The 25,641-nt window shown below is 53.9% G+C and carries 17 protein-coding genes; 10 read left to right on the top strand and 7 right to left on the bottom strand.

Annotation, left to right across the window (positions count from 1 at the left end):
- Window positions 1-13 precede the first annotated feature (13 nt).
- The 3 genes from GT409_RS04655 to GT409_RS04645 are packed head-to-tail and all read left to right on the top strand — an operon-like array spanning window position 14 to window position 6,282.
- On the top strand, window positions 14-1,975 hold the full coding sequence (locus GT409_RS04655; protein ID WP_160627399.1) for an MBL fold metallo-hydrolase: 1,962 nt from the start codon (window positions 14-16) through the stop codon (window positions 1,973-1,975).
- A gap of 18 nt (window positions 1,976-1,993) precedes the next feature.
- On the top strand, window positions 1,994-5,077 hold the full coding sequence (locus GT409_RS04650) for a type I restriction endonuclease subunit R (protein WP_160627397.1): 3,084 nt from the start codon (window positions 1,994-1,996) through the stop codon (window positions 5,075-5,077).
- A 17-nt stretch (window positions 5,078-5,094) separates the two neighbouring features.
- On the top strand, window positions 5,095-6,282 hold the full coding sequence (locus GT409_RS04645; protein ID WP_160627395.1) for an HNH endonuclease: 1,188 nt from the start codon (window positions 5,095-5,097) through the stop codon (window positions 6,280-6,282).
- A gap of 288 nt (window positions 6,283-6,570) precedes the next feature.
- Here the strand turns inward: GT409_RS04645 and GT409_RS04640 are convergent, their stop codons facing one another.
- A complete protein-coding gene (locus GT409_RS04640; RefSeq protein ID WP_160627393.1) occupies window positions 6,571-7,371 on the bottom strand; it encodes a hypothetical protein in 801 nt (266 codons plus the stop codon).
- A 602-nt stretch (window positions 7,372-7,973) separates the two neighbouring features.
- On the opposite strand from GT409_RS04640, the gene GT409_RS04635 reads away from it, so the two are divergent.
- Window positions 7,974-8,204, top strand: a complete 231-nt coding sequence (locus tag GT409_RS04635) for a hypothetical protein (RefSeq protein WP_160627391.1) — start codon at window positions 7,974-7,976, stop codon at window positions 8,202-8,204.
- 115 nt (window positions 8,205-8,319) lie between these two features.
- Here the strand turns inward: GT409_RS04635 and GT409_RS04630 are convergent, their stop codons facing one another.
- The 6 genes from GT409_RS04630 to GT409_RS04605 form a co-directional block, all read right to left on the bottom strand.
- Complete coding sequence (locus tag GT409_RS04630; protein ID WP_160627389.1) at window positions 8,320-8,592, bottom strand: helix-turn-helix transcriptional regulator; 273 nt, start codon at window positions 8,590-8,592, stop codon at window positions 8,320-8,322.
- A 201-nt stretch (window positions 8,593-8,793) separates the two neighbouring features.
- Window positions 8,794-10,014: an ISL3 family transposase gene (locus tag GT409_RS04625; RefSeq protein ID WP_160627387.1), complete on the bottom strand. Its 1,221-nt coding sequence runs from the start codon at window positions 10,012-10,014 to the stop codon at window positions 8,794-8,796.
- A 147-nt stretch (window positions 10,015-10,161) separates the two neighbouring features.
- On the bottom strand, window positions 10,162-11,622 hold the full coding sequence (locus tag GT409_RS04620) for a tyrosine-type recombinase/integrase (RefSeq protein ID WP_160627385.1): 1,461 nt from the start codon (window positions 11,620-11,622) through the stop codon (window positions 10,162-10,164).
- A 210-nt stretch (window positions 11,623-11,832) separates the two neighbouring features.
- On the bottom strand, window positions 11,833-14,367 hold the full coding sequence (gene hrpB / locus GT409_RS04615) for an ATP-dependent helicase HrpB (protein ID WP_160627383.1): 2,535 nt from the start codon (window positions 14,365-14,367) through the stop codon (window positions 11,833-11,835).
- Between the two features lie 105 nt (window positions 14,368-14,472).
- On the bottom strand, window positions 14,473-14,766 hold the full coding sequence (locus tag GT409_RS04610) for a DUF1540 domain-containing protein (protein ID WP_233231612.1): 294 nt from the start codon (window positions 14,764-14,766) through the stop codon (window positions 14,473-14,475).
- A gap of 125 nt (window positions 14,767-14,891) precedes the next feature.
- The gene (locus tag GT409_RS04605; protein ID WP_160627381.1) at window positions 14,892-15,494 is read right to left on the bottom strand and encodes an XTP/dITP diphosphatase; all 603 of its coding nucleotides are present in this window, start codon (window positions 15,492-15,494) and stop codon (window positions 14,892-14,894) included.
- A gap of 138 nt (window positions 15,495-15,632) precedes the next feature.
- On the opposite strand from GT409_RS04605, the gene GT409_RS04600 reads away from it, so the two are divergent.
- From GT409_RS04600 to GT409_RS04575, 6 genes are all read left to right on the top strand, one after another.
- Window positions 15,633-17,267: a SurA N-terminal domain-containing protein gene (locus tag GT409_RS04600; protein ID WP_160627379.1), complete on the top strand. Its 1,635-nt coding sequence runs from the start codon at window positions 15,633-15,635 to the stop codon at window positions 17,265-17,267.
- Window positions 17,268-17,275: 8 nt separating this feature from the next.
- Complete coding sequence (locus GT409_RS04595) at window positions 17,276-17,467, top strand: SlyX family protein (RefSeq protein WP_160627377.1); 192 nt, start codon at window positions 17,276-17,278, stop codon at window positions 17,465-17,467.
- A 458-nt stretch (window positions 17,468-17,925) separates the two neighbouring features.
- On the top strand, window positions 17,926-20,754 hold the full coding sequence (pgmB, locus tag GT409_RS04590; protein ID WP_160627375.1) for a beta-phosphoglucomutase: 2,829 nt from the start codon (window positions 17,926-17,928) through the stop codon (window positions 20,752-20,754).
- Complete coding sequence (locus tag GT409_RS04585) at window positions 20,744-23,029, top strand: family 78 glycoside hydrolase catalytic domain (protein WP_160627373.1); 2,286 nt, start codon at window positions 20,744-20,746, stop codon at window positions 23,027-23,029. Before pgmB ends, GT409_RS04585 begins: the two co-directional genes overlap by 11 nt.
- A 94-nt stretch (window positions 23,030-23,123) precedes the next feature.
- Window positions 23,124-24,086: a LacI family DNA-binding transcriptional regulator gene (locus GT409_RS04580; RefSeq protein WP_160627372.1), complete on the top strand. Its 963-nt coding sequence runs from the start codon at window positions 23,124-23,126 to the stop codon at window positions 24,084-24,086.
- An 87-nt stretch (window positions 24,087-24,173) separates the two neighbouring features.
- On the top strand, window positions 24,174-25,607 hold the full coding sequence (locus GT409_RS04575; RefSeq protein ID WP_160627370.1) for a sulfatase family protein: 1,434 nt from the start codon (window positions 24,174-24,176) through the stop codon (window positions 25,605-25,607).
- Window positions 25,608-25,641 lie beyond the last annotated feature (34 nt).

Raw genomic sequence — 25,641 nt, 5'->3', positions numbered from 1 at the left:
GCGAAAGGGATATATGAAGGTTACATTCTGCGGTGGAATAGATCAGGTTACAGGATCGTGTACGCATTTGCACTATACTCCAAAGGATGTGCAATTTTTAGTGGATTGCGGAATGGTTCAGGGAACGCCGCACGCCGAATTTGAAAATCAAAAGCCATTTTTATTTGATCCGAAAAGTTTGAAATTTGTTTTGCTGACGCATGCTCATCTCGATCATTGCGGTTTGATTCCTAGACTCTATAAAGAGGGCTTTGTCGGAAAAGTTTATTGCACAAGGGCTACAGCCCTAATTGCCAAAGAAGTTCTAATGGACTCTGCTCGAATCACGAAGGGCGAACTTTATCGATACAATGATGTGGGGCGGGTGAAATTTCATTATTTAGATCAGCGCGCAGGGTTTAAGTGGGGACAGCAGTTCCGGCTGGATGAAGACTTGAGCGTTTATGCCCTGAGATCGGCACATATTTTGGGAGCATGTTCTTTGGGGGTTGTTTGGCGGGAAGAGCATCCAGATAATGAGAAATATCTCAAAAGTATGTTGTTCAGTGGGGACATCGGCCCGACAACGGATCACTTTAACAGCAGCTATTTATTAAAGGAGTCGCAGGGGCCGTTTAAAACTACAAACTATGTTGTTTTGGAATCAACCAAAGGTGGCACCAAGGCTACGGACCATCCCTCACGTGACCAACGGTTGGCCAATTTGAAAACTCTGGTAGAACAGGAACTGATTGTTGGCCAGCGAAACCTATTGATTCCGGCATTTTCTATCCATCGCATGCAGGAGGTTCTGTATGACCTAATCGCGGTCGCAGAACAAGGTTTTCCAAACCATCCTCCGGAATATAGGCGGCTATGGGTTAGTCTCGATACGCTGATTGCGAAGCTGGAGAGCGGGGTTCTCCCTAAAGAGTTAGTGGAGTTGCTGGAAGAATCTGAGATGTGCGAACTGGATCAACACGCAGTCCTTTCGACAATCATTCTCAAGCCCGGGAAAAAGCCTGTTATTCCCGATCTGTTACTTCAAATTCTAGACGATAAATCCATTCATAAGTATGCACTGAGGGAAATTAAAGAGTTGCTGCTGTCGTGTAAAAAAACGCGAGTGTTAGTGTCTCAAGACCAACTTTCTTTTGTGGCAGAGGAGCTCATGAAGATTAAACGTCTTGTGACCATTCCGATTCGATGTGAGTCGTATCTCGGGAATCAGGTTTCGAAAATATACCAAAAAGAACTTTTCGCCCAGCGAACTGAGGATAAAAACATGTATTATCCAGAGGATGAGCCGGAGAGGCGCGCAGAAGTTTTTCGTGCGGCTATTGATGGGAAGTCATCTGTCGAGCGTTTTACTTTTTCATCGGGAGATAAACCGACTCCATATAGAACCTTTAGCAGGTCGCCGTCTATTATTATTTCTAGCAGTGGTATGTGTGATGGTGGTGTCGTGCTTCATCATCTCGAAAACGTGCTGAAAGATAAGCAGTTTACTGTTGCTCTGACTGGGTATCAGTCTGGAGGAACGAATGGGAACAAGCTGCTTTCGCTGATGAATGATTCCGAATATGTGGAAACGTTGAATTTTGGTGAAACTATCATTCACACAAAGGATATTAAGGCCAAAATTGTGATGCTGGATGGGTATTCCGGTCATGCCTCGCCTGAGATTATCATAGACAATCATCTTGCCAGATTGTCTCCAGAAGCTACGAATGCTGTATTTCTAAATCATGGAATTAATATTTCCAGAGAAGGGTTTAAAAAAACTATTGGCTTTAGCGACAACGAAAGTGTTCGCAACCTTAATGTTGTTCTGCCCGAGCAGGGAAAAACGTACTGGCTGCATGATCCGCAAGTGACAGTTGTTGAGCCATCTACGGTAGAGGCGGATATAGATCAGGGTGGGGTAATGGAGGTGCTCAAGCAAATTAATCAGAATTTAGTGGAAATTAAGAATCTGCTAAAAGCGAAAGAGTAAGAGAGAGGGTGTTTTATCGTGCCTAAATTTTCAGAGTCGATTGTAGAAGAGGCGACCATTGATTGGTTTGTGGAGCTGGGCTACAGCTATCTGCCGGGGCCGGACATTGCGCCGGACGGAGAATACTCCGAACGAACCGGCTATGATTCTGCCGTTCTGGAAAATCGACTCTGCAATGCGTTGCTGGAGATCAATCCGACAATTCCGCGTATGTCAATTGAGGAGGCGGTGCGTGAGGTGATGCGGGCGGACGCTCCAACTCCGATTTTGAACAACCGGATGTTCCACAAAATGGTGACGGAAGGAATCGACGTTACTTTTTTCCGTGGCGAGAGGGAGTTTACAGAAAAGGTTTGGCTGTTTGATTTCCACACATTGGAAAACAACGATTGGCTGGTGGTGAACCAGTTCACGATGGTTGAAAACCATGTGAACCGCCGCCCCGACATGGTGGTGTTTGTGAACGGCCTGCCGCTGGGCGTTATTGAGCTGAAAAACGCCGCAGACGAAAGCGCCGATGTGAAGTCGGCCTATAATCAGCTCCAGACCTATAAGGCGCAAATTCCGTCTTTGTTCACGCATAATGAGGTTTTGCTGATCTCGGACGGAGCAGATGCGCGTGTGGGGGCGCTTTCTGCCGATTTTGAGCGGTTCTTGCCGTGGAGAACGATCGATGGCGAGTCGGTGGCCCCTTTGGGCATGCCAATGCTGGAAACAGCGATTAAGGGTGTATTTGAGCCGTTGGTGTTTCTCGACCTGATCCGGCATTTTGCGGTGTTCGAAGATGACAGCGGCAAGGTGATTAAAAAACTGGCGGCCTATCATCAGTTCCATGCGGTGCAAAAGGCGGTTGAGTGCACGAAGCAGGCATCGGTTGAATCCGGTGACGGACGGGTCGGCGTGGTGTGGCATACGCAAGGGTCGGGCAAAAGCCTGTCGATGCTTTTTTATGCCGGTAAGATTATTCAGGCGCTGGACAATCCTACGTTGGTTGTGATTACCGACCGCAACGATCTGGATGATCAGTTGTTCGGAACGTTTGCGTTAGGAGAAGAGCTGTTGCGGCAGTCGCCGGTTCAGGCGGAGAGCCGCAGTCACTTGCGCGAGCTGCTGCAGGTGTCGAGCGGCGGGGTGGTGTTTACGACAATGCAGAAGTTTGCGCCGCTCTCGGATGAGTCCGAATTTCCGATGCTGTCTGACCGGCGTAACATTGTGGTGATTGCGGACGAAGCGCACCGTTCACAGTATGACCTGATTGACGGGTTTGCCCGCCATCTGCGCGACGGCTTGCCCCATGCCTCATTTATCGGATTTACCGGCACGCCGGTGGAACTGGCCGACCGCAATACCCGCGCCATCTTTGGCGAGCACATCAGCGTGTATGATATTGAGCAGGCGGTGGAAGACGGCGCAACGGTTCGCATCTATTATGAGGCACGATTGGCTAAGATTGATCTGGATGCCGCTGAGCGCCCGCATATTGACCCCGAGTTTGAAGAGCTGACCGAGGGAGAGGAAATCAGCGAGCAGTCACGACTGAAACGCAAGTGGTCGCAGCTCGAAGCGATGGTTGGAACGAAGAAGCGGCTTTCGCTGGTGGCGCAGGATATTGTGGATCATTTTGAGCGGCGGGCGGAGATTATCGAAGGCAAGGCGATGGCGGTTTGCATGAGCCGCCGCATCTGCGTAGACCTGTTTGATGAGATTATTAAGCTGCGTCCCGAGTGGGACGACACGGATTTTGCCAAGGGTGCGGTTAAGGTGGTGATGACCGGTTCGGCCAGTGACCCGGAACGCTACGCCCGCCATTTGATGACCGGGCGGGTGCGCAAGGATATTGAACAGCGCTTCAAAGACCCGTCTGATCCGCTAAAACTGGTTTTGGTGCGCGATATGTGGCTGACCGGTTTCGATGTGCCGTCTCTGCACACGATGTATGTGGACAAGCCGATGCAGGGGCATGGATTGATGCAGGCGATTGCCCGCGTAAACCGTGTGTTCAAGGATAAGCCCGGCGGGCTGGTGGTCGATTATCTGGGCATTGCGGAGCAGTTAAAAAAGGCGGTGGCCAATTATACCGAGAATGGCGGACTGGGGAGCCCGACATATGATCAGGCGGAAGCCGTGGCTATTATGCTCGAAAAGTATGAGGTTGCCTGCGGGATTATGCACGGGGTTGACTGGTCGCCCTATTTTGATGGAAGTCCTGCGGAAAGGCTGAGGTGTCTTACCGAAGCGGTAGAGCATGTGCTGGCTCAGGAGGACGGCTCTAAGCGCATGCGCGGATACACGCGCCAGCTTGCACAGGCGTTTGCTCTGGCTGGTACGCATGAGCAGGCAATGGCTATTCGTGACGACATCGGGTTCTTTCAGGCGGTGTCTGCCCAGCTCGCCAAGCTCGACCCGAGAGGGGGAACCGGCGGACAGAACGAGAAGGAAAAAATTAATGAGGCCATCAAGCAGTTGGTCTCGCGTTCGGTGTCATCCGATGAGGTAGTGGACATCTTTACGGCTGCCGGTCTCAACCGCCCCGACATCTCTATTCTGGATGACAGGTTCCTCGATGAGTTCAGCCGCATGCCGCAGAAGAACCTCGCAGTGGAAATGTTGCAGAAGCTGTTGCAGGATCAAATCCGCACACGAAGCCGCACTAATCTGATCCAGTCGAAGCAGTTTTCGGAGCTGATTGAAGAGACGATCCGGCGCTACCAGAACCGCACTATTGAGGCGGCAGAAATTATTATGGAGCTGGTAGAGATCGCCAAGCAGTTCAATGCCGCCATGAAGCGCGGGGAAGAGCTGGGGCTGACTGATGACGAGGTGGCCTTTTACGATGCCTTAGAAACCAACGACAGCGCTGTTATGGAACTGGGTGACGACACGCTCAAACAGATTGCCCACGAGCTTGTGGGGGGCGTCAGGCGGAGCGTAACCATCGACTGGACAGCCAAAGAGGCCGTGAAGGCCCAAATCCGCGTTATGGTGAAACGCATCCTGCGCAAATACGGTTATCCGCCCGACCGGCAGGAAAAGGCGACGCGCACTATCCTCCAGCAGGCCGAACTGCTTTGTGGTGACTGGGTCAGCGACTCGCAGAATTAGGAAAAGGAAAGTAGGCCATGCCTTCTATTGAGCGGAACAATGATGGGGTTATCATTAATGCGGAGAAGCTGGTCTATGAACAGGTATTGCACCAGCGTGTTCTCTGCCCGATTTGTAAAGGTCATGTGTTTGAGGACTGGCCGTTTGGCTGGGATGCGCATGCCGAGCATCAATGCACTGTTGAGGGAGCCACGCCAGAAGAGCGAAAAAAAAGTTACCGGGCTGTACAGGCTCCCCTCTTCGCAGATTATGTCGTCTCTCTCGCCCCAAATGCGGCAGGGATAGATTATTCAAAGTACATCGACCAGCTTGTCTCTATGCGGATGAATACGCAGAACGGGCATACGAGCCCGCACAAGGCAATCATGATGCTGGCCGTCATCGATTTGATTGCTGGGGGCGAAACCTCGGGAAATCGTATCGAATATGGCCCGGAACTGCTGGAGCATTTTAAGCGCTATTTTGATGTGGTAAAAACCCCGGCGGATTCCTGCACCCCGCTCAACCCGTTCTGGCATTTGAAAACGGCTCCGTTCTGGCACCATTCCGTACGAGCCGGACAAGAAGCTGCGTACCGGGTAATGGATCGTCCCCGTGGCCCGAACGTAATGACCGAGATTATTGACGGGGCTTTTCTAGAAGACGGGCTATTTGCCGCGCTTCTATCAGAATCTGTAAGACAGGAAATCCGGGAGGCTATGATCCGGCGCTATTTTTCTGAGCATTTCGATGAGTTGATGGCATTGGCCGAACAGGAGGAAGGTGTGGGCCTCTATGCGAAAGCTCTTCGCGGCGAACAAAAAGCCCCCGGCGTAGTAAAAGAGGATGTTCGCGATTTAGCCTTCGCCCGGGTTGTAAAACAGGCCTACCACTTTCAATGTGCGGCATGCGGGTTGAGAATTTGGTTTGAGGGAACTTCGTTGGTAGACGCGGCGCATATTATACCGTTTTCAGAATCGCATGATGATGACCCACGCAACGGGTTAACGCTCTGCAAAAATCATCACTGGGCGATGGATCAGGAATGGATATTCCCCTGCTCAGATAACAAATGGCATGTCCGCGATGGAATTGATGATCGAGTCGATTCCCAGCGGGCCTTGATTGACTTGCATGGGAAAACCCTGATTCCGCCGCATGATTCACGGTTCAGCCCCAAAGCGGAATCTCTACGCTGGCGGGAACGACGACTCAGGGCTGTTTAACCTGATCCGACCCAAAGACCGTTTTGACCGTCGAATAGCTCCCGGATTTTTTCTCTCTCGCGCGCGCGCGAGAAATTACGGCACACGCATATTTTTCGCCGCCTTTGTACCCTCCTTCCTTCCAAATGCGTGCCGCCCATGCCGGAGGCTATGCTCATGGCATTTATGAGAGGGGAATTGAGAGTTATTGAAGGGTATTGAACTGATTGAACATATTGATAGGCTCGAACAGCTATTGCACCTTTTATTATCAGGGGTAATCCATTCGTAATGAAGTTCCATTTTGTCCTAGCAACCTGAATCTGCCATCTTCTGCTTGTCCCGGATTTGCTGTATCCATTGGTCGGCCTTTTCTGACCAGTGTCGGTGCGAGTCCTGAATTCCCTGCCACCCGTGGAGTACGTCATCAAATGCCTTGTTTGTGTTCCGGAAGCGCAGGCGGTAGATCCCGACAGCTTGTACATCATCGTCATCGGCGATAAATGAAAACTTCCCATAGAAACGGCCCGTGGAATCCGAGGCGCTAAGGCCGAAAGTGTCGGCAACACGGTTCATCTTTCCCGACAGAGATTCTTCGCCCTTGGGGGGGTGGCCATGCTTGTTAAATGTATGAAGCGGGTACAGGAGGCACATGTCGTCGTTGATTTTCACCCCGGTGAAAACGGTAAGGCATTCATAAATGAACCCGCGATCGACAAGCTTTTTGAAGGCTCTCCAAAACTCATGAATTTCCCCGTTTGCGTTTTCGTGAATATCAAGACGATCCGAACAAAATGCCATTTTGACTGACTCTGTCCCTTGAGACGTGTGGAAGAGCCATGGCATAGTCTGTTGGGTGTAGATGGCTTCGGTTTCATAGTCGCGATAGATGGCCGTGGTAGGGTCAATACCACCGTACGTGGGCATATCCTCATAGAGGTACAGGGTCATGAGAATTCGTGCGGCATCGGTTCCCGCCTGACGAAGTGTATGGAGCGGACTTTGCCATGATCCAAACCCTTTCACGAAGGAGGATGCAATCCAAACCTTGCGGGAATCGTCCGGAGGAAGCACCCAGCGAACGGTTGCCCGACCTTCTCGGCACGGCATGTTTTTTCTGATGTTCCCCGTGGTATTCTTTGGGTCTTTAATCAATCCTCCGGATTCCAGTTGCTTCAGAAGTTTATCGGCTTTGGGCAATCCAACTCTCAGCCGTTTCCGGATGGCCTTGGCCCCTGCCGTTGCATAAATCCCTGATGCATCTGTGGACTCAGCGAGAACGCAGAATGCCGCGATTAAACTGGCAGCATCATCATTAACGCGGATTAGGGCATTGATCTGATGTTCCGTTAGCGAGAAAACCTGTTGTCGACCCGCGTTGCTATATTTTGTGGATACCATGCTGACCACCTTTTGCCGTGTTCGGCTTTAGTGAGTTGAGCTGAGCGTTCGACAGGTACGGTTTCCCCCGGCGCAAGCGTCCGCAGACCGCGCAGGCGTTACCATATCCCGCCCGCATAAACAGAACCTTTGAGGGAGTGTTCTTTTGGCATTGGTCACATGGCTGTTTCCAATCCGGTAGTTGAAGCGGAGGCTTTTGAGTCGCCTCGTATTGTTGTTTGAACAGGTTAATAGGTTTCATGATTTTCTCCGATCTAAACGCCCGTGTTTGTCGATGGGTTATTCACTTGGGTAATGGGCAGTCTTGCTGAGTGGTTCTTCGTGAATCCTCGCTTGAGTTCGGTGTTTTTTTCCAAACCGGCCTGATTCGGAGCACGGTTGCCGATGCCCTTCCGGTTTGGATTATGACCGTCCTTAAATGGCCACAATGCGCAGTCTGTCACCCGACAGGATTGTGCCGTTTCGTCACCGGAACATTCGGCGCAATGCGCCCGGATAATCTTCAGCGGGCGGAGTCCGTCAACGCGCCTGCCCATTCGTAATAGATATGACGCGCAGTTGGAGGCTCCGCACAACCGGGTTTCCTTCGGCTGATCGAGGCAGCATGATACACAGTTCTGCCGGATTGCTCTTAATGGCGGAGGGGGCTTTTTCACATTAGCCCCGGTTTTTGAGCAGTGCATCAACTTCATTTTCACAATATCGAACGACACGGGGAGTAATTCTGACTGGGGTTAGTATCCCTCTTTGGTCGAATCTTTTTACGGAACCGGGATGGACCTGTAATCGCTCGGCAACCTGAATGCGGGTCAGCATCCGAGGTTGTTTTTTTTCAGGCGATTCATACCCGGCAAGTATGCGCTCTTTTTGTTCCGGTGTAATTGTCGGGTCTGATGCGAGTGCTGTTTCAACGATTAGTCTGCTGTTCATTGTGCTCTCTCCTGCGCTTTTGTGTGACGAACAGGGCACGGTATAACGCCCCGTTCGACCTCTTTTATATGCAGGAGATCAACTAAATATAAGGTTTAACTTTAATTATTTGGTGTACTAATTTTTGCCCCGCTAAAAGGTGAAAAATAAGGGTTTTTGGGGCGAAAAGACGAACCCTTACCTGCCTGTAATAAAAAAGGTTCATGCCCCATTTCCGGGGAAGGCTTGCCTGATTTTTAAGAAGAAGAACTCATCATCACGGTAGCCATAGGCCATTCGCTTGAGCACTTTGATCTTGTTGTTGATACCTTCGAGTAGGCTGGTGTGCAACGGCCAGCGGGCATGGGAGATGATTCCCTTGATGTATCCGGCAAGACGATTCGCGAACTTTATGAGAGGCTCGATGGAGCTTTGAACCGCCCGTTCGTACCACTGATCCCAGAACGATTGCGCCTGCCGGGTATCGCGAAAGCTCCAAAGCTCTTTCAGATCGGCCTTCATCACGTATACGGTGGCCAGATTCCGATTGGCTTCCAGTAATTCATCCAGACGTACCTGATCACTTGGCTTGGTAATGTTGTCTCGATTGCGCAACAGTAACCAGCGCGATCCTTTTACGACCCTGCGCGCGCGCTTGTCATCGCGTAGGCGGTTGGCTTCATCCACCCGTACCCGGTCGATAACCTCGCGTCCATACTTCGCGACAACATGGAACAGGTCATAGACGATATCTGCGTCCGGGCAGTGCTCCCAAACTTCCTGCTCATACGAGCTGTTCATGTCCATGGCGACGGCCTTGATCTGTTTGCAGCCGTCTTCGCCAAGCAACTTGAAGAATGGATGGATTGCTGCACGAGTACGGCCCCGACCGATCCAGAGCACCCTCTTGCAGGTCGGATCGACGATGACCGTGGCATAGCGATGTCCTTTCTGGATCGCAAACTCATCCATGGCCAACAGCTCGACTCCCGCGAGATTGATCGGCCCCAGTTCACGCTGCAGATAGCGCTTTTCAATATTTTTAACCGTCTTGCGGTTAATCCCATACTCAGCGGCAACATGCTTGTGTGTTGCGACTTTGCATAACCGAGCCACGGACTCTTCAAAGCGCCGGGTAAAGCGCGAATAAGGGTCCAGCCAAGTGAGCGCTTCCAGCTTGGGGCCACATGCGGGGCAAAGCATTCGCCGTCGTGTAATCATCAGCCATGTTGTCTTCCCGAAGACCGGAAGTTCACGTATCCACCGGATGGTTGAGTCATGGACCGTGTGAGATAGCGACCCGCAACCACTGCAACGGCCAGAGCCATTTTCTGCTGTCAACTCGATCCACACTTCGGACGGATCCCCTGGGGCCGGCCCCACTGTGCCGACACGGAACCCTTCCCATTCACCGAGAATTTTGAGTATCTTTTGAGCGGTCATAACGGAATCTCCTTTTGGTAGTTGTTTCTCGCAAAAGCAAGATACCAAAAATTCCGTTATGACTCCTCGTCCCCCGAAAATGGGTCATGAACCATAAAAAAGCCCCGCTTTAACCGGGGCACTTTTTTCTACAGGTTGTTTTGAAAGTTAATGTGCCGAATTATTCAGCAACGCGGTCCGGACCTGCTTCCAATTCTTGGAATTGAGCTTCTTTGCAACCTCAACCGCCCATGGCGGTAATGGAGTTCGTTCCGGGATGGCAGAGAGGGCGTTCAGCGTCAACGCTCCGGCTGCACGGCGGGCGGCTTCTTCTCCTACATGGGTATAATGCGCGGTCATTGCGGGGTTTGCGTGCCCAACGTTGGCCTGAATCATGGCTTGCGGTGTTCCGGCTTCGGCATGCAGGGTAACGTAGCTGTGTCTCAAAGAGTGGAATCCAACTTCTACCACGGCGCGTTTGCGGCTCGGCTTTGTGCCTTTTTTGCCGTTGGTTTCCCATTTTTTCAGGGCGGTTTTATAGGCTTCTTTTCCGGTTCCCTCTTTGAGGGTCTGAATATTACAGGCGGTAAGGTGTGCCTGAATCTCCCGCGAAAGTTGCGGCTGTTTGTCCGGTCGGCCGGTTGCGCCGCGTGATGTGTAGAGCTCAGCAATGCGCGGCAACACGTAGCCCTTGCGCCTGCTTTGCGGTGCTTCGGAAAGCTTGGCGTACAGGGCGGCTGGAATGCCGATCAAAACGGGCTTCACGTTTTCATTGTGTGCAATTTTATTCGGCACCCGGCGAATTAGTCCGCGATCTAAATCGATTTCACCCCATTTAAGCGTACAGCAATCCCCAAGGCGCAATCCAGTGAAGGTGCCAAGGTAAAGCAGGGTTTGCAGGTCGCCCGTTGCGCGGGAAAGAATCTCTTTGAGTTCGGCTATGGTCAGTTCCCGGCGGACGTTGGTTTTAAGCTTCTTTCTGCGGATGGGTGCAAAGGGGTTTTCTGCTAGGCAGGCAGGTTTTTCCAGAACTCTGAACAGTAGCTTTAGAAACGTTATGTGCTTATTGTAGGTGTTGGGGCTTGTCTTGTTTCCGCTCAGGCTTTTGGCGTAATCGTGGGCGATTTCCGGGGAGATATCGCGCAGCGCTTGGGCGTCTTCGCGGTTTTCTTTTAGCCAACGAGCAAAGGCGTTCCAGTAGCCTTGATAGTCGATTAGGGTATCTGTTCCGCTGTCTGGGCGGTCTGGGCTTTGAAGATAGGCATCCCATGCTTTGACAATCGGCAGAACCGGCGCGGCGTTCTCTGCGGCCTGCTCCTGTTGGCCTTCAGCCTGCGTAAGGGCAGCGGTTAACGCCTGAAGCTGTTCAACCTGTTTCCCCGCGCGAAGCGGTGCGGTAAGGCGTTTGCGCTCGGCCTCCGCTTCCTCTAGTTTTGTGATCGGCTTGCCGTCTTTCCCGGTCAGGCATCGGCGGATTCGTTTCCCATTCAGTGTGTATTGAATCCAAAACACTCCCGGGTTTTTCTTTGTCGGAGGATACTCTTTGCCGTCTTTGGTTCGTTTGTAAAGTCGCCCTGTCCCCCTAGCGGCTCTGGTCTTTTTCTCGGCCTTCTTTGCTTCCGTTGCCATGATGAGCCCCCTTGCTTGTCTACGTTCCGAAACGTGCCCGAAAGAGGGAGAATAGGCAAGTTAAATCCACATTAAGCCACGAGATAAATTGCTATATGCCTATTAATAAAGGATGAAATGCTTATTTGTAGCGGACTTAAAATCCCTTGTCCTTTTGGGCGTGCGGGTTCGAGTCCCGCCCCGGGCACCAGCTCGTCTATCATGCCGCTCTTATTTCCACTCATGTTTGGGATATCGGCCTTTGAGCTCTTTTTTCAGCATTGGGTAGGAGTTGGCCCAGAAGGATTTCATGTCGGTGGTTTTCTGCTGCGGGCGCCGGTTGGGCGCGAGCGCTTCGACGACGACGGGGATCTGTCCGAAACCGATGCGCGGACTTTCTTCGAGCCCGTAAAGCTTCTGGATGGTGGCGGAAATAATGGGCGGCTGATTTGGTTCGTAACGCACACGGCAGCCGAAGCCGCTTGGCAGGGTGATTTTTTCCGGGGCCTGTTTGTCGATCATATCGCGCTGAGCGGGTGTCAGCCATGATTTGACGACTTTTTTGACCGGTCGCTCTTTGAGGTCCTTGCGGCAGACCGCGCCAAGGCAGATTTCCTGAACCATCGTCTCGCGCGCTTCATCATCGATTTCCGGAATACCGTAGTCCGGGCAGTTCTGAGCAAGACAGTTAACGCGGGTGATCCACCGCTCAATCTGTTCGTCCCATTTGGGGATGTCGAGCCGCCCGGCGATCACTTCGGCGGCGATGATTTCCGCGGCTTCCTGTTCGTCGACTTCCTGCGAAAAAATGGCATCGAGTTCCAATCCCCGGAACTCGGTCCAGCGTTTGGTGACCACCCGCTTGAGCATCGGGTTGAAGATGGTCTTTTTATGCGCGTCCATGTCGTCGGGGAACAGCTCTTCGAGCCATTCTTCTTCGATGGCGGTGCAGAGGTTGAGGCGCACATTCAGTTCGCGGCTTCCTTCAATCTCCGCAATCTCGGCGGCAACGAACAGCTCTGCATCGCGCACCATCGAGTCGCGGTCGAGGTCGCCCGAGCGGCCGTGAACAACTTCGCAGTGCAGCGTGCCCTGATCGCGTCGTTTCGCGACCTGATCGGAAAAGGCGGTCAGGATGCACTTCTGCAAATCCTCGTCCTCTGGCGGGCGGGTATTGATGGTGAGGCCTTCGCTTTTGGCGATTTTCAGGAAGCGTTCGTAGAGCGGTTTGACCTGCCGCGCGGCGCCGCCGTGGATGCCGAGCTTGCGGCAGGCATCGGCGCGGAATCCGTTTTTATCAGCGAAAACCCATGCGCGCATGAGGCGTTTGAAGTCGGAGACATCATCTTCGCCGAGCAGGTCGTCGCGCTGTCCCCTCGTCTGTTTGCCTTTGTTGCGTTCTAAAATGCCGCGGCCCTGCGTGAGCGCGGCGATCAGGCAGGCCTGCCGAACGCATTCATAGTCTTGTCCGGCCAGCAGCATGCGCGCATAGCGCGGGTGCATCGGAAATCTGACCATTTTTTGTCCGACTTCGGTCAGGTTGCCATCGTGGTCGAGTGCGCCAAGATCGGTGAGCAACGTGAGCGTTCGTTCCAGTGAAAGCGGATCCGGTTTTTCCAACCATTGGAAATTTTCGATGTCGGTTATGCCACCGGCTTTTAATGTGAGGACAACCTCGGCCAAATCGTGCCGCAGGATTTCCGGCAGTTCCTGTGCAGGACGGGCGGCGTGCTCTTTTTCGGTCCAGAGGCGCATACAGACCCCGGGGGCGGTGCGTCCGCCGCGGCCGGCGCGCTGCGCGGCCGAGGCCTGCGAGATGCGCTCGACGAGCAGGGTGTCAATGCCGCGGCGCGGATCGTAACGCGCGATACGCGCGAGGCCGGAGTCGATGACAACGCGGATGCCGTCGATGGTGATCGATGTTTCGGCAACATTGGTGGCGACGACGCATTTGCGCTGTCCGCAGTCGCCGACGGCGGCATCCTGTTCGTTGGCGCGCAGTTCGCCGTGCAGCGGAAGCACCGCAAATTCGCGGGCGCATTTTCTGCCGCGGATGGCTTCGACAGTGCGGGCGATTTCGTAGGCGCCGGGCATGAATACGAGGACGTCGCCTTCCGCGCCGCCTTCGATGGCTGTTTCAAAGGCATCGGCGGCGGCTTCCCAGACGGGGTGGTGTTTAAAGTCGATGCGTTTGGGCGAGTATTCGATTTCGACCGGATACATGCGGCCTTCACTTTTGAGTTCGCGGCAGGGGGCGAGGTAGTCGCGCAGCGGCCCGGCGTCGAGCGTGGCGGACATGACGATGACTTTTAGGTCGGGGCGCGTCTGCTGCAGGAGCAGGGCGCGGGCCAGGGTGATGTCGCCGTAGATGTGGCGCTCGTGAAATTCGTCGAAGATGATGGTCGAGACGCCCTTCAGCTTCGGATCGGAGAGGAACTGCCGAAGAAGAATCCCTTCGGTAACGTAGCGGATCATGGTTTTGTCGGAGACGTGGCGCTCCATGCGGACCTGATAGCCGACTTCGCCGCCGAGCTCGACACTGCGCTCGAACGCGACGCGGCGCGCGAGCAGGCGCGCGGCCAGCCGACGCGGCTGCAGAACAACGACTTCGCCGGGGCCGGCCGTTCCGCCGTCGAGCACTATCTGCGGGATCTGGGTGGATTTGCCCGAGCCGGTCGGCGCTTCGATCAGCAGGCGGTTTTCGGTGCGCAGCGCTTCGGTCAGCTCGTCGCGCAGTTCATAAATTGGGAGTTCTCTGGGATTCATAGACGGGGAGGTTGTATCATAAGGACTTCGCCGGACGAGGACAGATTTAAAAAAAGGCGGAACCCGAAAGGGCTCCGCCGGGGCAGAGAGCGCACGGTTGACGAATCAGCCGGCCATAAAAGTGGTGCAGGCTGCACCGCCTCGATCTGAGCCGACCATGATTTCCCCTGCCTGACACTCCAGGTCAGTATTGTATTTGCAGTTGGCGACTTTGCAGGCTCCAACGCCTGCCGTGTGGTTTGATCCGCAATGCGAGCCACAGTTGAAGAATGTGTCGCATCCGGGATGGATCCCGTCGCCGATTGTGATCGCGCGGGCATGACAGCCGTGGTCATGGTTGTAGGCGCATTCGGTCATCGAACAGCTCCGAATGCTGGGCATTTCTACGGTCATTTTCATATGTGCTCCCCTTGGGATTAAACCCATTGAATTCCGTGCGCCGCTTTGCCCCTTGAGGCGACCGCGAGATTACTCTTGGCAAGGGGAATGTCAAAACCTCTCTCGACAGGAATTCGGGTGCAGATTCAGCCTGCGTCCAAGCCTTGAAAGATTTCTTTCCAATGTCTGGAAGCCTCGGCGAGGGCGTTGGCGCGGTGGGAGATTTTGTTTTTTACGTCGGCAGGGAGTTCGGCGAAGGTCTGGTCGTAGCCGTCGGGGACGAAGATCGGGTCGTAGCCGAAGCCGTTGGTTCCGCGCGGGACGTCGATGATGACGCCTTCGCATTTCCCGTCGACGGTGAGCGGTTCTTTGCCGGGGCGGCAGAGGGCAATGACGGTGCGGAAGCGGGCGCGTCGGTTTTTCTTGTCAGCGAGTTCGCGCAGGAGTTTTTCGTTGTTGGCGGTATAGTCGCACGGTTCGCCGGCGTAGCGGGCGGAGTAGACACCGGGGGCTCCGTCGAGGGCGTCGACTTCGAGGCCGGAGTCGTCGGCGATCGCCATGAGGCCGGTGGCGTCGCACAGTTCCTGGGCTTTTTTGATGGCGTTGCCTTCAAAAGTATCGCGGTCTTCGAGGGTGTCCGGGAGGTCCGGGAAGTCGAGTGCAGAGCAGATTTCCAGGTCCTGGAAGTCAAAGATGGCGTGAATTTCTTCGAGCTTGTGGGCATTTCGGGTGGCAAGGGCAATTTTCATGCGCGGGAGTGTGTGGATTGCCGGATGAAAGTGCAAGGTTTCTTGCGGCGGAAGCCGCTTTCACGTTGACCCTGCGGCGGGGCGAGGCTAAGCTCCTTCTCCATTTTTTGTGTAAACGGAAGAGGTTTTGTTATGGCGATGATGATCAGTAAATTTCATAAGATGATCCAGTCTAAGGTGGTCTGGTACATTGTGCTGGGCGTGATTGTGATTTCGTTTGTGGGCTTTTTCACTCCGACGATGGGATCCCGGGATGAAGCGCGGAAGGCCCGGAGCATGGCGACGCTGTTTGGCAAGGACGTGACTCAGGAGGAATATCGCTCGGCGCTTCAGAATACACATGTTTGGTACATCCTTTCCAGCGGGCGGATGCCGGGAACGGATCAGGAAACTGCGAATGCCATGCGGCAGCAGGCATGGACACGGCTGGCGATGCTGCGCAAGGCAGCGGATGAAAAGCTGATTGTGAGTGATCTGGAAGTGATTAACCAGATCCAGCAGATGCCGCTTTTCCGTGGACAGAACGGCGCTTTTGATAAATCCGCTTATCAGGGCATTCTGAGCCAGATTGGTATTTCTCCGAATCTGGTCGAGAATGTGGTGCGCGAGCAGGTGGCCATCAGCAAGCTGATGTTCAGTCCGGTGCAGGCAGCGCTGATTGCGCCGGACGAGCTGGAGCGTGCGTATCACATGTATACAGACCGCCTGGTCTTCGAATATGCGGTTCTTCCGCGTGAGCAGGTGGCTAAAGATGTTTCGGTGACTCGCGAAGAGGCCGAGGCGTTTTTCAACGAAAACAAGGAGATGTTCCGGATGCCCGCCAAGGTGCGTGTGTCTTATGTTGAATATCCGGTTGCTGATTTTGTCGCGCAGGCCGAGGTGCCCGAAGGAGCGGCCCTGCAGGTTTATAACCAGAATATCGAGCGCTACCGGATTGAAACAACCAATGAAACGGCCGAGGTCGAGTATAAACCTTTTGAAGCGGTTGAAGCGGAAATCACTGATGTCCTGAAAGAGAATGCGGCACGCCGGCTGGCGATCGAACAGGCGACGGCTCTGGTGGCGGATATTGCACCGAAGAGTCAGAATGAAAACCCGGATTTCAAAGGCGCAGTTGCGGCTGCCGGGCTGAAGGCGAAAACACTGCCGGCATTCGGACCAAACGATGATCTGCCGGGAATTGACCCCACGGCTCCGTTTAAACGTGCGGCACTCGGACTGCAGGACGACGTGTACAGCTCCTTCAGCGATGCTGTGCCCGGCAAAGATAAGGTGTACGTAATTTCTCTGGAACAGCGCTATGCATCGTTCCTTCCGGATTTTGAAACGGTTGAAAGCCAGGTTATGGAAGCAGCCAGTTCAAAAGCGGTGACGGAGACGCTTGCAGAACGTTCGCTGGAAATCAGCGATACGCTGAGTGCTGTTTTGGAAAGCGGAAAAAGCTTCAAGGATGCGGTGGTTCCGCTTGGGCTGCCGGTCAAAGCAACTCAGGAATTTGACCTGTCCACCCAACTGGACAACGAATATGCCGACGAGCTGGTTTCTGCCGGTATCAATGCTAAGCAGGGCGAGCTCTGCCGGCCGGTGCCGGTGGACAGCGGTGTTCTGTTCGCCTATGTTGCGCAGCGCACCTCTACAGATCCTGAAATCGGCATGGCGGCTGTTCGCGATGAGCTGATTAACGGTCTCTCCGGCGTCCGCGCTCAGCGACTGGCTGCCGGATGGCAGGCCGCGCTGATGGAAGAGGCTGATCTTCAGCTGAACCAGCAGTAAGGTCTTGTATGGAAGATCGGCTGACACGACTGGAAGAGCTGTATTCCAACCAGACGCATACGATCGAGCAGATGAGCCTCGAAATGTTTCAGCAGCAGCGGGAAATCGCTGCGCTGAAGCAGCAGATCGAAGCGCTCGAAGAAAAGCTCGAAAATTCCGGAACCGAAATCGGCGGGCACGAGCGCCCGCCGCATTATTGATCGCGCTTTGCGGGTGATTTTTCCCGGAATCAATCAAAAATAAGGGGCGACGGATCTTTCATGGATTCTGCAGCGTCGCTCTGAATATGACAACGAGGTGGTCGGTTAAAGCCTCGTCTTTCATTGCTCCCGGGATAGGGATCCTGTTGCCGGGAATCTGCCTGTAGTCTTCTGCGGGGTTTGTCTTGCGGATAAACCCTTACTTTTTCAGGGGGTATCTCTTTTTATGCCCTGATGGATATCCTGGTGAATTAAATTTCTTACCTTCACTGGAGGCAAAGACCGCCCGGATTCTTCTGTTCGAGGCTTTCTCAATGTGTTTTCGGGCCGTTCGGTACGTATCCAAACGTCGATCGGGAATCTTTTATTTTGATAGAAACCTCTTTACACCGCAGGAATCTATGGATAAATTTTAAGGTATATTATTAACATAAATACCAATTTTTGTAGGGGTTAGGATGCAGCATCAGATTCGTGCAGTTTTATTTGATTTGGATGGAGTGGTTGTCTTTACGGACAAATATCACTATCTCGGCTGGAAAAAGCTGGCCGACGAAAAGGGGTGGGCTTTTGATGAAGAGGTCAATCATGGGTGTCGCGGAGTTCCGCGGCTGGCATCGCTTCAGGTGATTCTGGATCACAACAAGGTGGATTTGCCGCAGGATGAGAAGGAGCGGCTGGCGGATATCAAGAATGAGTACTACAAAGAGCTGCTGAAGCAGATCAACGAAGACGATATTTATCCCGGAGTTGTTCCGTTCCTTGAAAAACTGAAGGAAGAGGGCGTTCGCATGGCGATCTGCTCTTCCAGTAAGAATGCCATGCCGGTGCTCGATGCTCTTGGCCTGGCAAAGTATTTCGATGCGGTGATTACCGGCAACGACATTGAAAACCCGAAACCCGACCCGGAGATTTTCCTCAAAGGCGCGGCGGCGGTCAATATGCACCCGTTCCACTGTCTGGTTTTTGAGGATGCGGAGTCGGGTGTGGACGCCGCGCATGCCGCACACATGAAATGCATTGGGGTTGGCGAGCCGCAGCGACTGCCGAATGCCCACGAGTGTGTGACTGATTATGCACAGATTGATATTCAGGCACTGCTGGATGCCGGTCGGGTAAAGACGATTCCGAAAGAGCCGTGGAACGTCACGGAGACCGATCTGAAGAAAAACCGCTTCCATTACTGGGAAACGGCGTTTGCCCTTTCGAACGGTGTATTCGGGGTGCGCGGTACCTTTGAGGAGAGCGACCCCGGTTACGATGAATACCCGGCGACGTTGGTCAACGGAATCTGCGGTTATGAGCCGTATCAGCATATCTGGAAAATGCCGGGCTATCCGGAAGATCGTCATGCGATTCTGAATATGGCCGACTGGGCCAATGTCGACCTGTCCGTAGACGGAGAAACTTTCAGTATTGCGACGGCAAAGATGAGTTCACACCGCCGGTCGCTCGATTTGAAACGCGGAATTCTGGAACGCGAATTTGTCTGGGAAACGACATCGGGGAAAACCGTTTTGGTGAAAACGGAGCGTCTGGTTTCGATGGTGCGCCGCCAGATCGGAGCGTTGCGCTATGCGGTAACCGCGCCGGACGGCTGCGAGGTGTCGCTGCGCAGCCGTACGCGGCTGGTGGTGCCGAGCGCGGTGATGCCCGGAGAACAGGTGCGCGTCACTAAAATGGACGAGAGTTTTGCTCTGCAGGAGCTCACCACCGCGGATGACCGCGTGGCGGTTGCTCAGGCGTACTCGCTGGACGGCGATAAAAGCTGTGACGGAACCGACTGGCTTTTCGTCTGCAATGCATCTGGAAAGATCACGCTCGATAAGTTTTTTGCGGTCGCATCCACGATGGATGGCGATGGGTTTGAAGCGCTGGCACAAGATGAACTCGAAGCGGCGCGTGAGGTTGGGTTTGATAAACTGTGCGCGGAACAGTCCGCCTTCTGGGCGCAGTACTGGAACGACGGTGACATTGAAATCGATGGCGATCTACAGGACCAGCAGGGCGTTCGTTTCAGCTTGTTCCATCTTCGGCAGGGCAACCCCGAACGGGACAACCGTTCGATCAGCGCCAACGGTCTGACCGGTGACGGCTACAGCGGCCACGTGTTCTGGGATACCGAGATGTACATGCTTCCGCCGTACATCTACACGCAGCCGGAAACGGTTCGTCCGCTGCTTGAATACCGCTACAGCATTCTCGACAAAGCGCGCGAGCGCGCCGTGCAGATGCAGGGCAAAGGAGCTCTCTTTTCCTGGAATTCAGTGAAGGGCGAAGAGTGTGGGCATGTGCATGAAGCGTCGACCGCCGAATACCATCTTCTGTCCGACATTGCTTATGCGATCGAACTCTATGATCGCATGACCGGCGACGACAAGTTCACGCTTGGTAAGGGCGCGGAAATTCTCTTTGAAATGTGCCGCTTCCTTGAAGATCGCGGCTGTTATGTGGACGGAAAAGGGTTCTGTCTCAACGTGGTTTGCGGGCCGGACGAATACGGCTGCGGCGTCAACAACAACGCCTACACCAATGTGATGGCGCGCGCGATGTTTAACTACTCTGTCGCAGTCTACGATCGAGTCGTTGCTGCGGGCGTCGTACCGATTGTCAGTGCCGAGGAAGTTGCTGCATGGAAAAAAGCGGCGGACGAAATGTTCGTGCCGTATGACGAGAAAACCGGGCTGACTCCTCAGGATGACAGTTTCCTCGACATGGATCCTGTGGATATGGATCTGATCCCGAAGAACACCGACATTCGTCCGATGGTTCACCCGCTGAATCTGTGGCGCATGCAGGTGGTCAAGCAGGCGGATGTCGTCCTGCTGATGTACGTGCACGGAGAACTTTTCACCAAGGAGCAGAAAGAGAAAAACTATCTCTACTACGAACCGAAAACCAATCACGGTTCGTCTCTTTCGCCCTGCATGCACAGCATTCTCGCTTCCGAGCTCGGGTACAAAGAGGACGCATATCGCTTCTTCCGGCAGACCGCGCTGATGGATATCAACGATTTTAAAAACAACACCGGCGGCGGTGTGCACTCGGCCTGCCTCGGCGGATGCTGGATGACGGTGGTCAACGGATTCGCGGGTATGCGCGATTACCCGGACGGCCTGCAGTTTAATCCTGTTCTTCCGGAAGCATGGACACGCTACAGCTTTCCGATTGTTTACAAAGGCTCGCGTTTCCGTGTGACGGTGACCGCAGACGGCGCGGACTTTAAACTGGAAAGCGGCGAACCGTTGCAGATCAAAGTAAATGGAGAAGACGTTCGTGTCAGCTGAACAGACATTTCAGATTTTGACGGCACCCGGTTCCATTGAGCCGGACAGCCACTTCTATTTTCGTGGACGGTTTTCGCTGGCGGAGCCGGGAGCTGTGCGGATAAAACTGCTTGCAGCGAACTGGTTTGAAGCGTGGCTCGATAAAGCCTGGCTGGCGGAAGGCCCTTCCCGTTTCGATCTGGCCCATCCCGAGTTCCGATATTTGGAAAAAGAACTTCCGGCAGGCGAGCATCTCCTGGCATTTCATGTGCATTATCAGGGCGTCGAAACCCGGCTGATGCCGCTCGAGACGCCGATGTTTGTTTTCGCTGAAATCGAAGGCGTGGAAATCGACTGGTCATTTCTTCCGCTCGATGAGGCCTATCGCAAAACCGGTCGACGGCTCGACTGTATTCTCGGCTGGACCGAATGGTGCCGCACCGACAAGCTGCCCGCGGGGTGGCGCGAACGTTCCTTTGACGATTCCGCCTGGCAGCAGCCCGTTGCCAGAGCCTGGACAAAACCGATTGAAAATTTCCAATGTCTGGAAATCGGGGAGATCCGGCATGTTGACCTCCGCCCGGAACAGATCGGCGAGGGCGTGCTGGTTAATATGAGCATGTTTACGCACGACCCGACCGCCGGGTTTATGGCGCGCCACCTCGATGATAAGAGTCTGCCCCCGCAGGGTAAATGGTTTCGTTTTGATTTGGGAAAGGTGCGGCTGGGCCGCCCTTCCGTTACCGTTACCGCTCCATCCGGAAGCGTGGTGCAGATGGCCTATGCCGAGAGCCTGACGCATGGGCGGGTCAGTCCCTACATCAGCTCCAGTGCCGGGGATCTTCAGACCTGCAATCTTGACCATTTTGTGCTGCGCGGCGGCACGCAGACCGTGAAACCGTTGCACCCCAAAGGCGGCCGGTTTGTTGAGGTGCATATTTTTGGCGATGAGATCGCGGATGTGGATGTTGTTTTTGAAGAGCGGGTCTACTATCCGGATCCGCCGGAAGGCTCGTTTTCGTGCAGCGATGAATTGCTCAACCGCATCTGGACCGTCGGTGTGGAAACACTGCGCAGCTGTTCGGAGGATGCCATTACAGACAATCCGACCCGCGAGCGCGGGCAGTGGCTCGGTGATGCGGTCGGTGCGGGGATGGATATTCTGGCCTGCAGCTATTCCGACATGCGCCCGTTGAAGCGTGGGCTGATTCAGGCTGCGCAGTGCGCTGCCGACGACGGGCTGATTCCCGCCGTTTTCCCGGGAACGCTGTCGTTCCTGCCGTCTTTCTCCGTGCAGTGGGTTGCCGCGGTACCGCACTATGTGGAATTGTCCGGTGATTTCCAAACCTTGGAAAAACTCTATCCGGCTGCGGTTGCCAACATTCGATCATTCGATTCAGATCTCAGCGATGACGGCCTCTGCATGAATCCGACCCGCTGGAATTTTATCGATTGGGGCTATCGCGGTTCTTCGACCGGTTTTACCGATGAGGATGAACACTACGTCGAAATGGACCCTGCGCTGAGCCTCTTTTATCTGAAGGCGCTGCAGGCGCTCATTCGCTGGGCAGAGCTGCTTGGAAATCCGGATGATGTAGCGCAATGGAAGGATGAAGAGCAGGCGTTTCGTTTGAAAGTGGACCGGTTTTTAAAAACGGTTGATGGGAATCCTGCCGATTGGGAAAAGATCGGGTACCATGCGGCGGCACTGGCTCTCGGCAGCGGCTTGCTTGCAGAGCCTGAACGTCGGGCCGCCTGCGTGAATTATATCAAGCAGCACATCCTGAGCTGTTTCCCCAACCGACCTGATGCGCCGCGGCTTTATGATACGACCGTGGAGGCGTCGCAGCTGATTACGCCGTTTTTTGCACATCATGTTTTTCCACCACTGATTGAAGCCGGGGAGATGGAATTTGCTTTGGAGCAGTTTCGTGTCTGTTGGGGATACTGGCTGGATGCAGGGTTAACGACCTGGCCGGAGGTGTTCGATCTGCGCTGGAGTCATTGTCATCAGTGGTCCGGCTGCCCGACATGGATTCTGTCCCGATACGTACTCGGCCTGCATCCGCGGTATGATCTGGGGAACGATCATTACGATCTGCGCCTTGAACCAGGCGGACTCGACCGCGCCTCCGGAACCATTCCGGTTCCCTACAGCGATAAAACGGTTTCTGTTTCATGGAAGAGAACCGATGCCGGAATTGACTACGGTCTGACTGCTTCTTCACCGATTGTACTTCATTGCCCTGATGGAAAGATGATTCAGGTTGCTTCGGAATATCAGAGCTTGATCTGAATGGATCAGATGCCTGTGCAAAAATTGCATAAAGGGTTTGTTCGGTCTGCCTGTCGGAACTATAACAGGTGCCAACGATTGGATATTCTGAGCAATGAAGGTGAAGTTAAAAGATTTGGCGCAAATGTGCGGAGTGGATGCCTCGACGGTATCCCGGGCGATTAAAAACGATCCGCGTATCAGCAAGGAAACCACGGAGCGGGTACAGGAAGTGGCTCGCAAGATGGGCTATCAGCCCAATCTGGCAGCCCGTCTTTTAAAGCAGGGGCACTCTCACATTTTCTGGTTTGTGGTGCCGGCGCTGGGAACTTCCATTGACTGGAAGATCGCTGAACGCGCCAGTATTGCTGCTGCCCAGAAGGGCTATGACACTGCCATTGCTGTTCATCATGGACGGCAGCAGGACTTTGACCGGCTGATCGATAACATGGGGTCAGGTCTGGCTGCCGGGGCGGTGATTAATCGTCGCGACATCAAAGATGTTTCTTCTGTTCGACGGTTGCTGGAGATGAACTTTCCCGTGGTGTTTATTGATGTGCCGGTGACATCGGTGGATGTGACAGTGATTTCTTCAGATAACATGGCGGCGGCCTCGGGGCTGGTAGAGCGTTGTCTGAAAGAGGGCGTGGAAGAGTTTATTGTGCTTTTTGCTCGCGATAAGAATCCGGTTGAATTGCAGCGTTACAATGGCGTGGTGCAGGCGGCGACTGCTGCGGGGATTCCGGTGGTCGATGCGTCGCCGGGGGGCGAGGGCTGGAAAAAGCTGATGGATGGACAGACTCGAATTGGAGTGCTGGCATCTTCGCAGGATGTGGTTCAGGATTTTCTCGCCGAAAACCTGCAGCTGTTCAATGACAAACAGCTGGTATCGGGGTGTTTTGATGATTGGCAGGGCGAGCCCTCTCCGTCGGAGAAAGTGATTGTGGCGGTTCAGGATTATGACGGCATGGCCGATGCCGCCCTTGATCATCTTTTTGCCGCGCTGGATGGCAGTGCATCCCGCCCGGAGCCGATCTTGCCGATTGCGGAGTATCAGGTTCTCAACGGACGGTTTTGAGGTTTTTCAATTAAAGGATTGTGTTTTGGCCCGCCCTTTTGTACAAACGTTGGCATTAGCTGTTTTTTGTACTTGGAATGCGACCTGATGAAACGACTGTTCACGTTGAAAATAACGGCGATTCTGTGTTTTGCCGCTGGTATTGCTGTTGCAGGGCATCCCAATGTGGTGCTGATTGTGGCAGATGATCTGGGGTATGGCGATTTGAGCTGCTATGGCGGTGAGGGGCGCATTGAAACGCCGAACTGTGATCGATTGGCGGAGGAGGGCTGCCGCTTCACGCAGGCCTATACGGCGGCATCGGTCTGTACTCCGGCGCGCTACAGTTTGCTGACCGGCCGCTATCCGTGGCGGACCTGGCTCAAAAAAGGTGTGGTCGGCAATACGCCCGCGCTGATTGATCCGGATGATTTTACGATTGCGGACCTTTTTAAAACGGCCGGTTATAAAACGGCAGCCATCGGTAAGTGGCATATCGGCTTCGGCGACCGCGGGCAGAAAGATCTCGACTGGAATGCAGACATTCCGAAGGGGCCGTGTGAAATCGGATTCGACACCTTTTTCGGGATGCCGGTCAGTCATTTTTATCCACCGTATGTCTATATTGAAAATAGGCACGTTTACAACCTCGACCCCGCCGACCCGCTTTCTCTTGAATGGCCGAAGGGCGGCGGCATGCCGGTTCAGCACGGCGGCACAGCGGCCTCCTACAAGCAGGAAGAAGCCGGCCGTGAACTCGCGCAGAGAGCTTGTGACTTTATTGTCGAAAACTGCCACCCCCAAACTGCCAACCCCAAACCTTTTTTCCTTTATTATGCAGCGATTGAGCCGCACACGCCGTTCTCGCCGCATCCGGATTATCACGGCAAATCCGACGCCGGACTCTACGGCGATTTTGTGATGCAGTTTGACGACGGTGTCGGCCGCATTTTCCACACCTTGGAAAAACAGGGCATCGCCGAAAATACAATTGTAATTTTGACCAGCGACAATGGCGGAATTTCTGTAAACAACGGACATTTCAAGAATAACAATATTTATTATAACCCCAACGTGCCGCTGCGCGGCGATAAAGGCGATGCTCTGGAGGGCGGTTTGCGCATTCCATTCCTGATTTGCTGGCCGGGAACCGTGAAACCGGGGATGGTGTCGGATGAGGTGATCTGCCAAACCGATCTGCTGGCGGCGTTTGCCGATCTATTGGATACTCCTGTGCCCGAAGGCGCGGCGGAAGACAGTCGCAATATTCTGGATGCGCTCAAAGGCGGGAAGGCTCCTGACGAGCCGATTGTGCTGCAGAGCCGCGCCGGCTTCCATGCGCTTCGTCAGGGTGAATGGATCTACCTGGATGTCGAACACGAAGGCGACTACACCAGCACGGGAAAGGGCGGAACGCCGGGGCAGCTTTACAAACTTTCCGACGACCTGCATCAGGACGACAACCTGTATGCTCGGCACCCCGAACGGGTTCGTTCCATGCTGCGTCAGTTAAACCAGATCCGCGAACGCTCTTCTTATTGACAGATGGCAAGCATTCTCTACACAAGCGTTGGTA

This window comes from Tichowtungia aerotolerans (assembly GCF_009905215.1).
GTDB classification, from domain to species: Bacteria; Verrucomicrobiota; Kiritimatiellia; order Kiritimatiellales; family Tichowtungiaceae; genus Tichowtungia; species Tichowtungia aerotolerans.
The sequence above is the reverse complement of the archived record's forward strand: the minus strand, read 5'-3'. Positions and strand labels throughout refer to the sequence as shown.

Bases quoted from the DNA above. Each gene is read 5' to 3' on its own strand.
- GT409_RS04655 (WP_160627399.1), top strand. From the start codon at position 14: ATGAAGGTTACATTCTGCGGTGGAATAGATCAGGTTACAGGATCGTGT.
- GT409_RS04645 (WP_160627395.1), top strand. From the start codon at position 5,095: ATGCCTTCTATTGAGCGGAACAATGATGGGGTTATCATTAATGCGGAG.
- GT409_RS04640 (WP_160627393.1), bottom strand. From the start codon at position 7,371: ATGCCGTGCCGAGAAGGTCGGGCAACCGTTCGCTGGGTGCTTCCTCCG.
- GT409_RS04630 (WP_160627389.1), bottom strand. From the start codon at position 8,592: ATGAACAGCAGACTAATCGTTGAAACAGCACTCGCATCAGACCCGACA.
- GT409_RS04625 (WP_160627387.1), bottom strand. From the start codon at position 10,014: ATGACCGCTCAAAAGATACTCAAAATTCTCGGTGAATGGGAAGGGTTC.
- GT409_RS04620 (WP_160627385.1), bottom strand. From the start codon at position 11,622: ATGGCAACGGAAGCAAAGAAGGCCGAGAAAAAGACCAGAGCCGCTAGG.
- hrpB (WP_160627383.1), bottom strand. From the start codon at position 14,367: ATGAATCCCAGAGAACTCCCAATTTATGAACTGCGCGACGAGCTGACC.
- GT409_RS04610 (WP_233231612.1), bottom strand. From the start codon at position 14,766: ATGAAAATGACCGTAGAAATGCCCAGCATTCGGAGCTGTTCGATGACC.
- GT409_RS04605 (WP_160627381.1), bottom strand. From the start codon at position 15,494: ATGAAAATTGCCCTTGCCACCCGAAATGCCCACAAGCTCGAAGAAATT.
- GT409_RS04600 (WP_160627379.1), top strand. From the start codon at position 15,633: ATGATGATCAGTAAATTTCATAAGATGATCCAGTCTAAGGTGGTCTGG.
- GT409_RS04595 (WP_160627377.1), top strand. From the start codon at position 17,276: ATGGAAGATCGGCTGACACGACTGGAAGAGCTGTATTCCAACCAGACG.
- pgmB (WP_160627375.1), top strand. From the start codon at position 17,926: ATGCAGCATCAGATTCGTGCAGTTTTATTTGATTTGGATGGAGTGGTT.
- GT409_RS04580 (WP_160627372.1), top strand. From the start codon at position 23,124: ATGAAGGTGAAGTTAAAAGATTTGGCGCAAATGTGCGGAGTGGATGCC.
- GT409_RS04575 (WP_160627370.1), top strand. From the start codon at position 24,174: ATGAAACGACTGTTCACGTTGAAAATAACGGCGATTCTGTGTTTTGCC.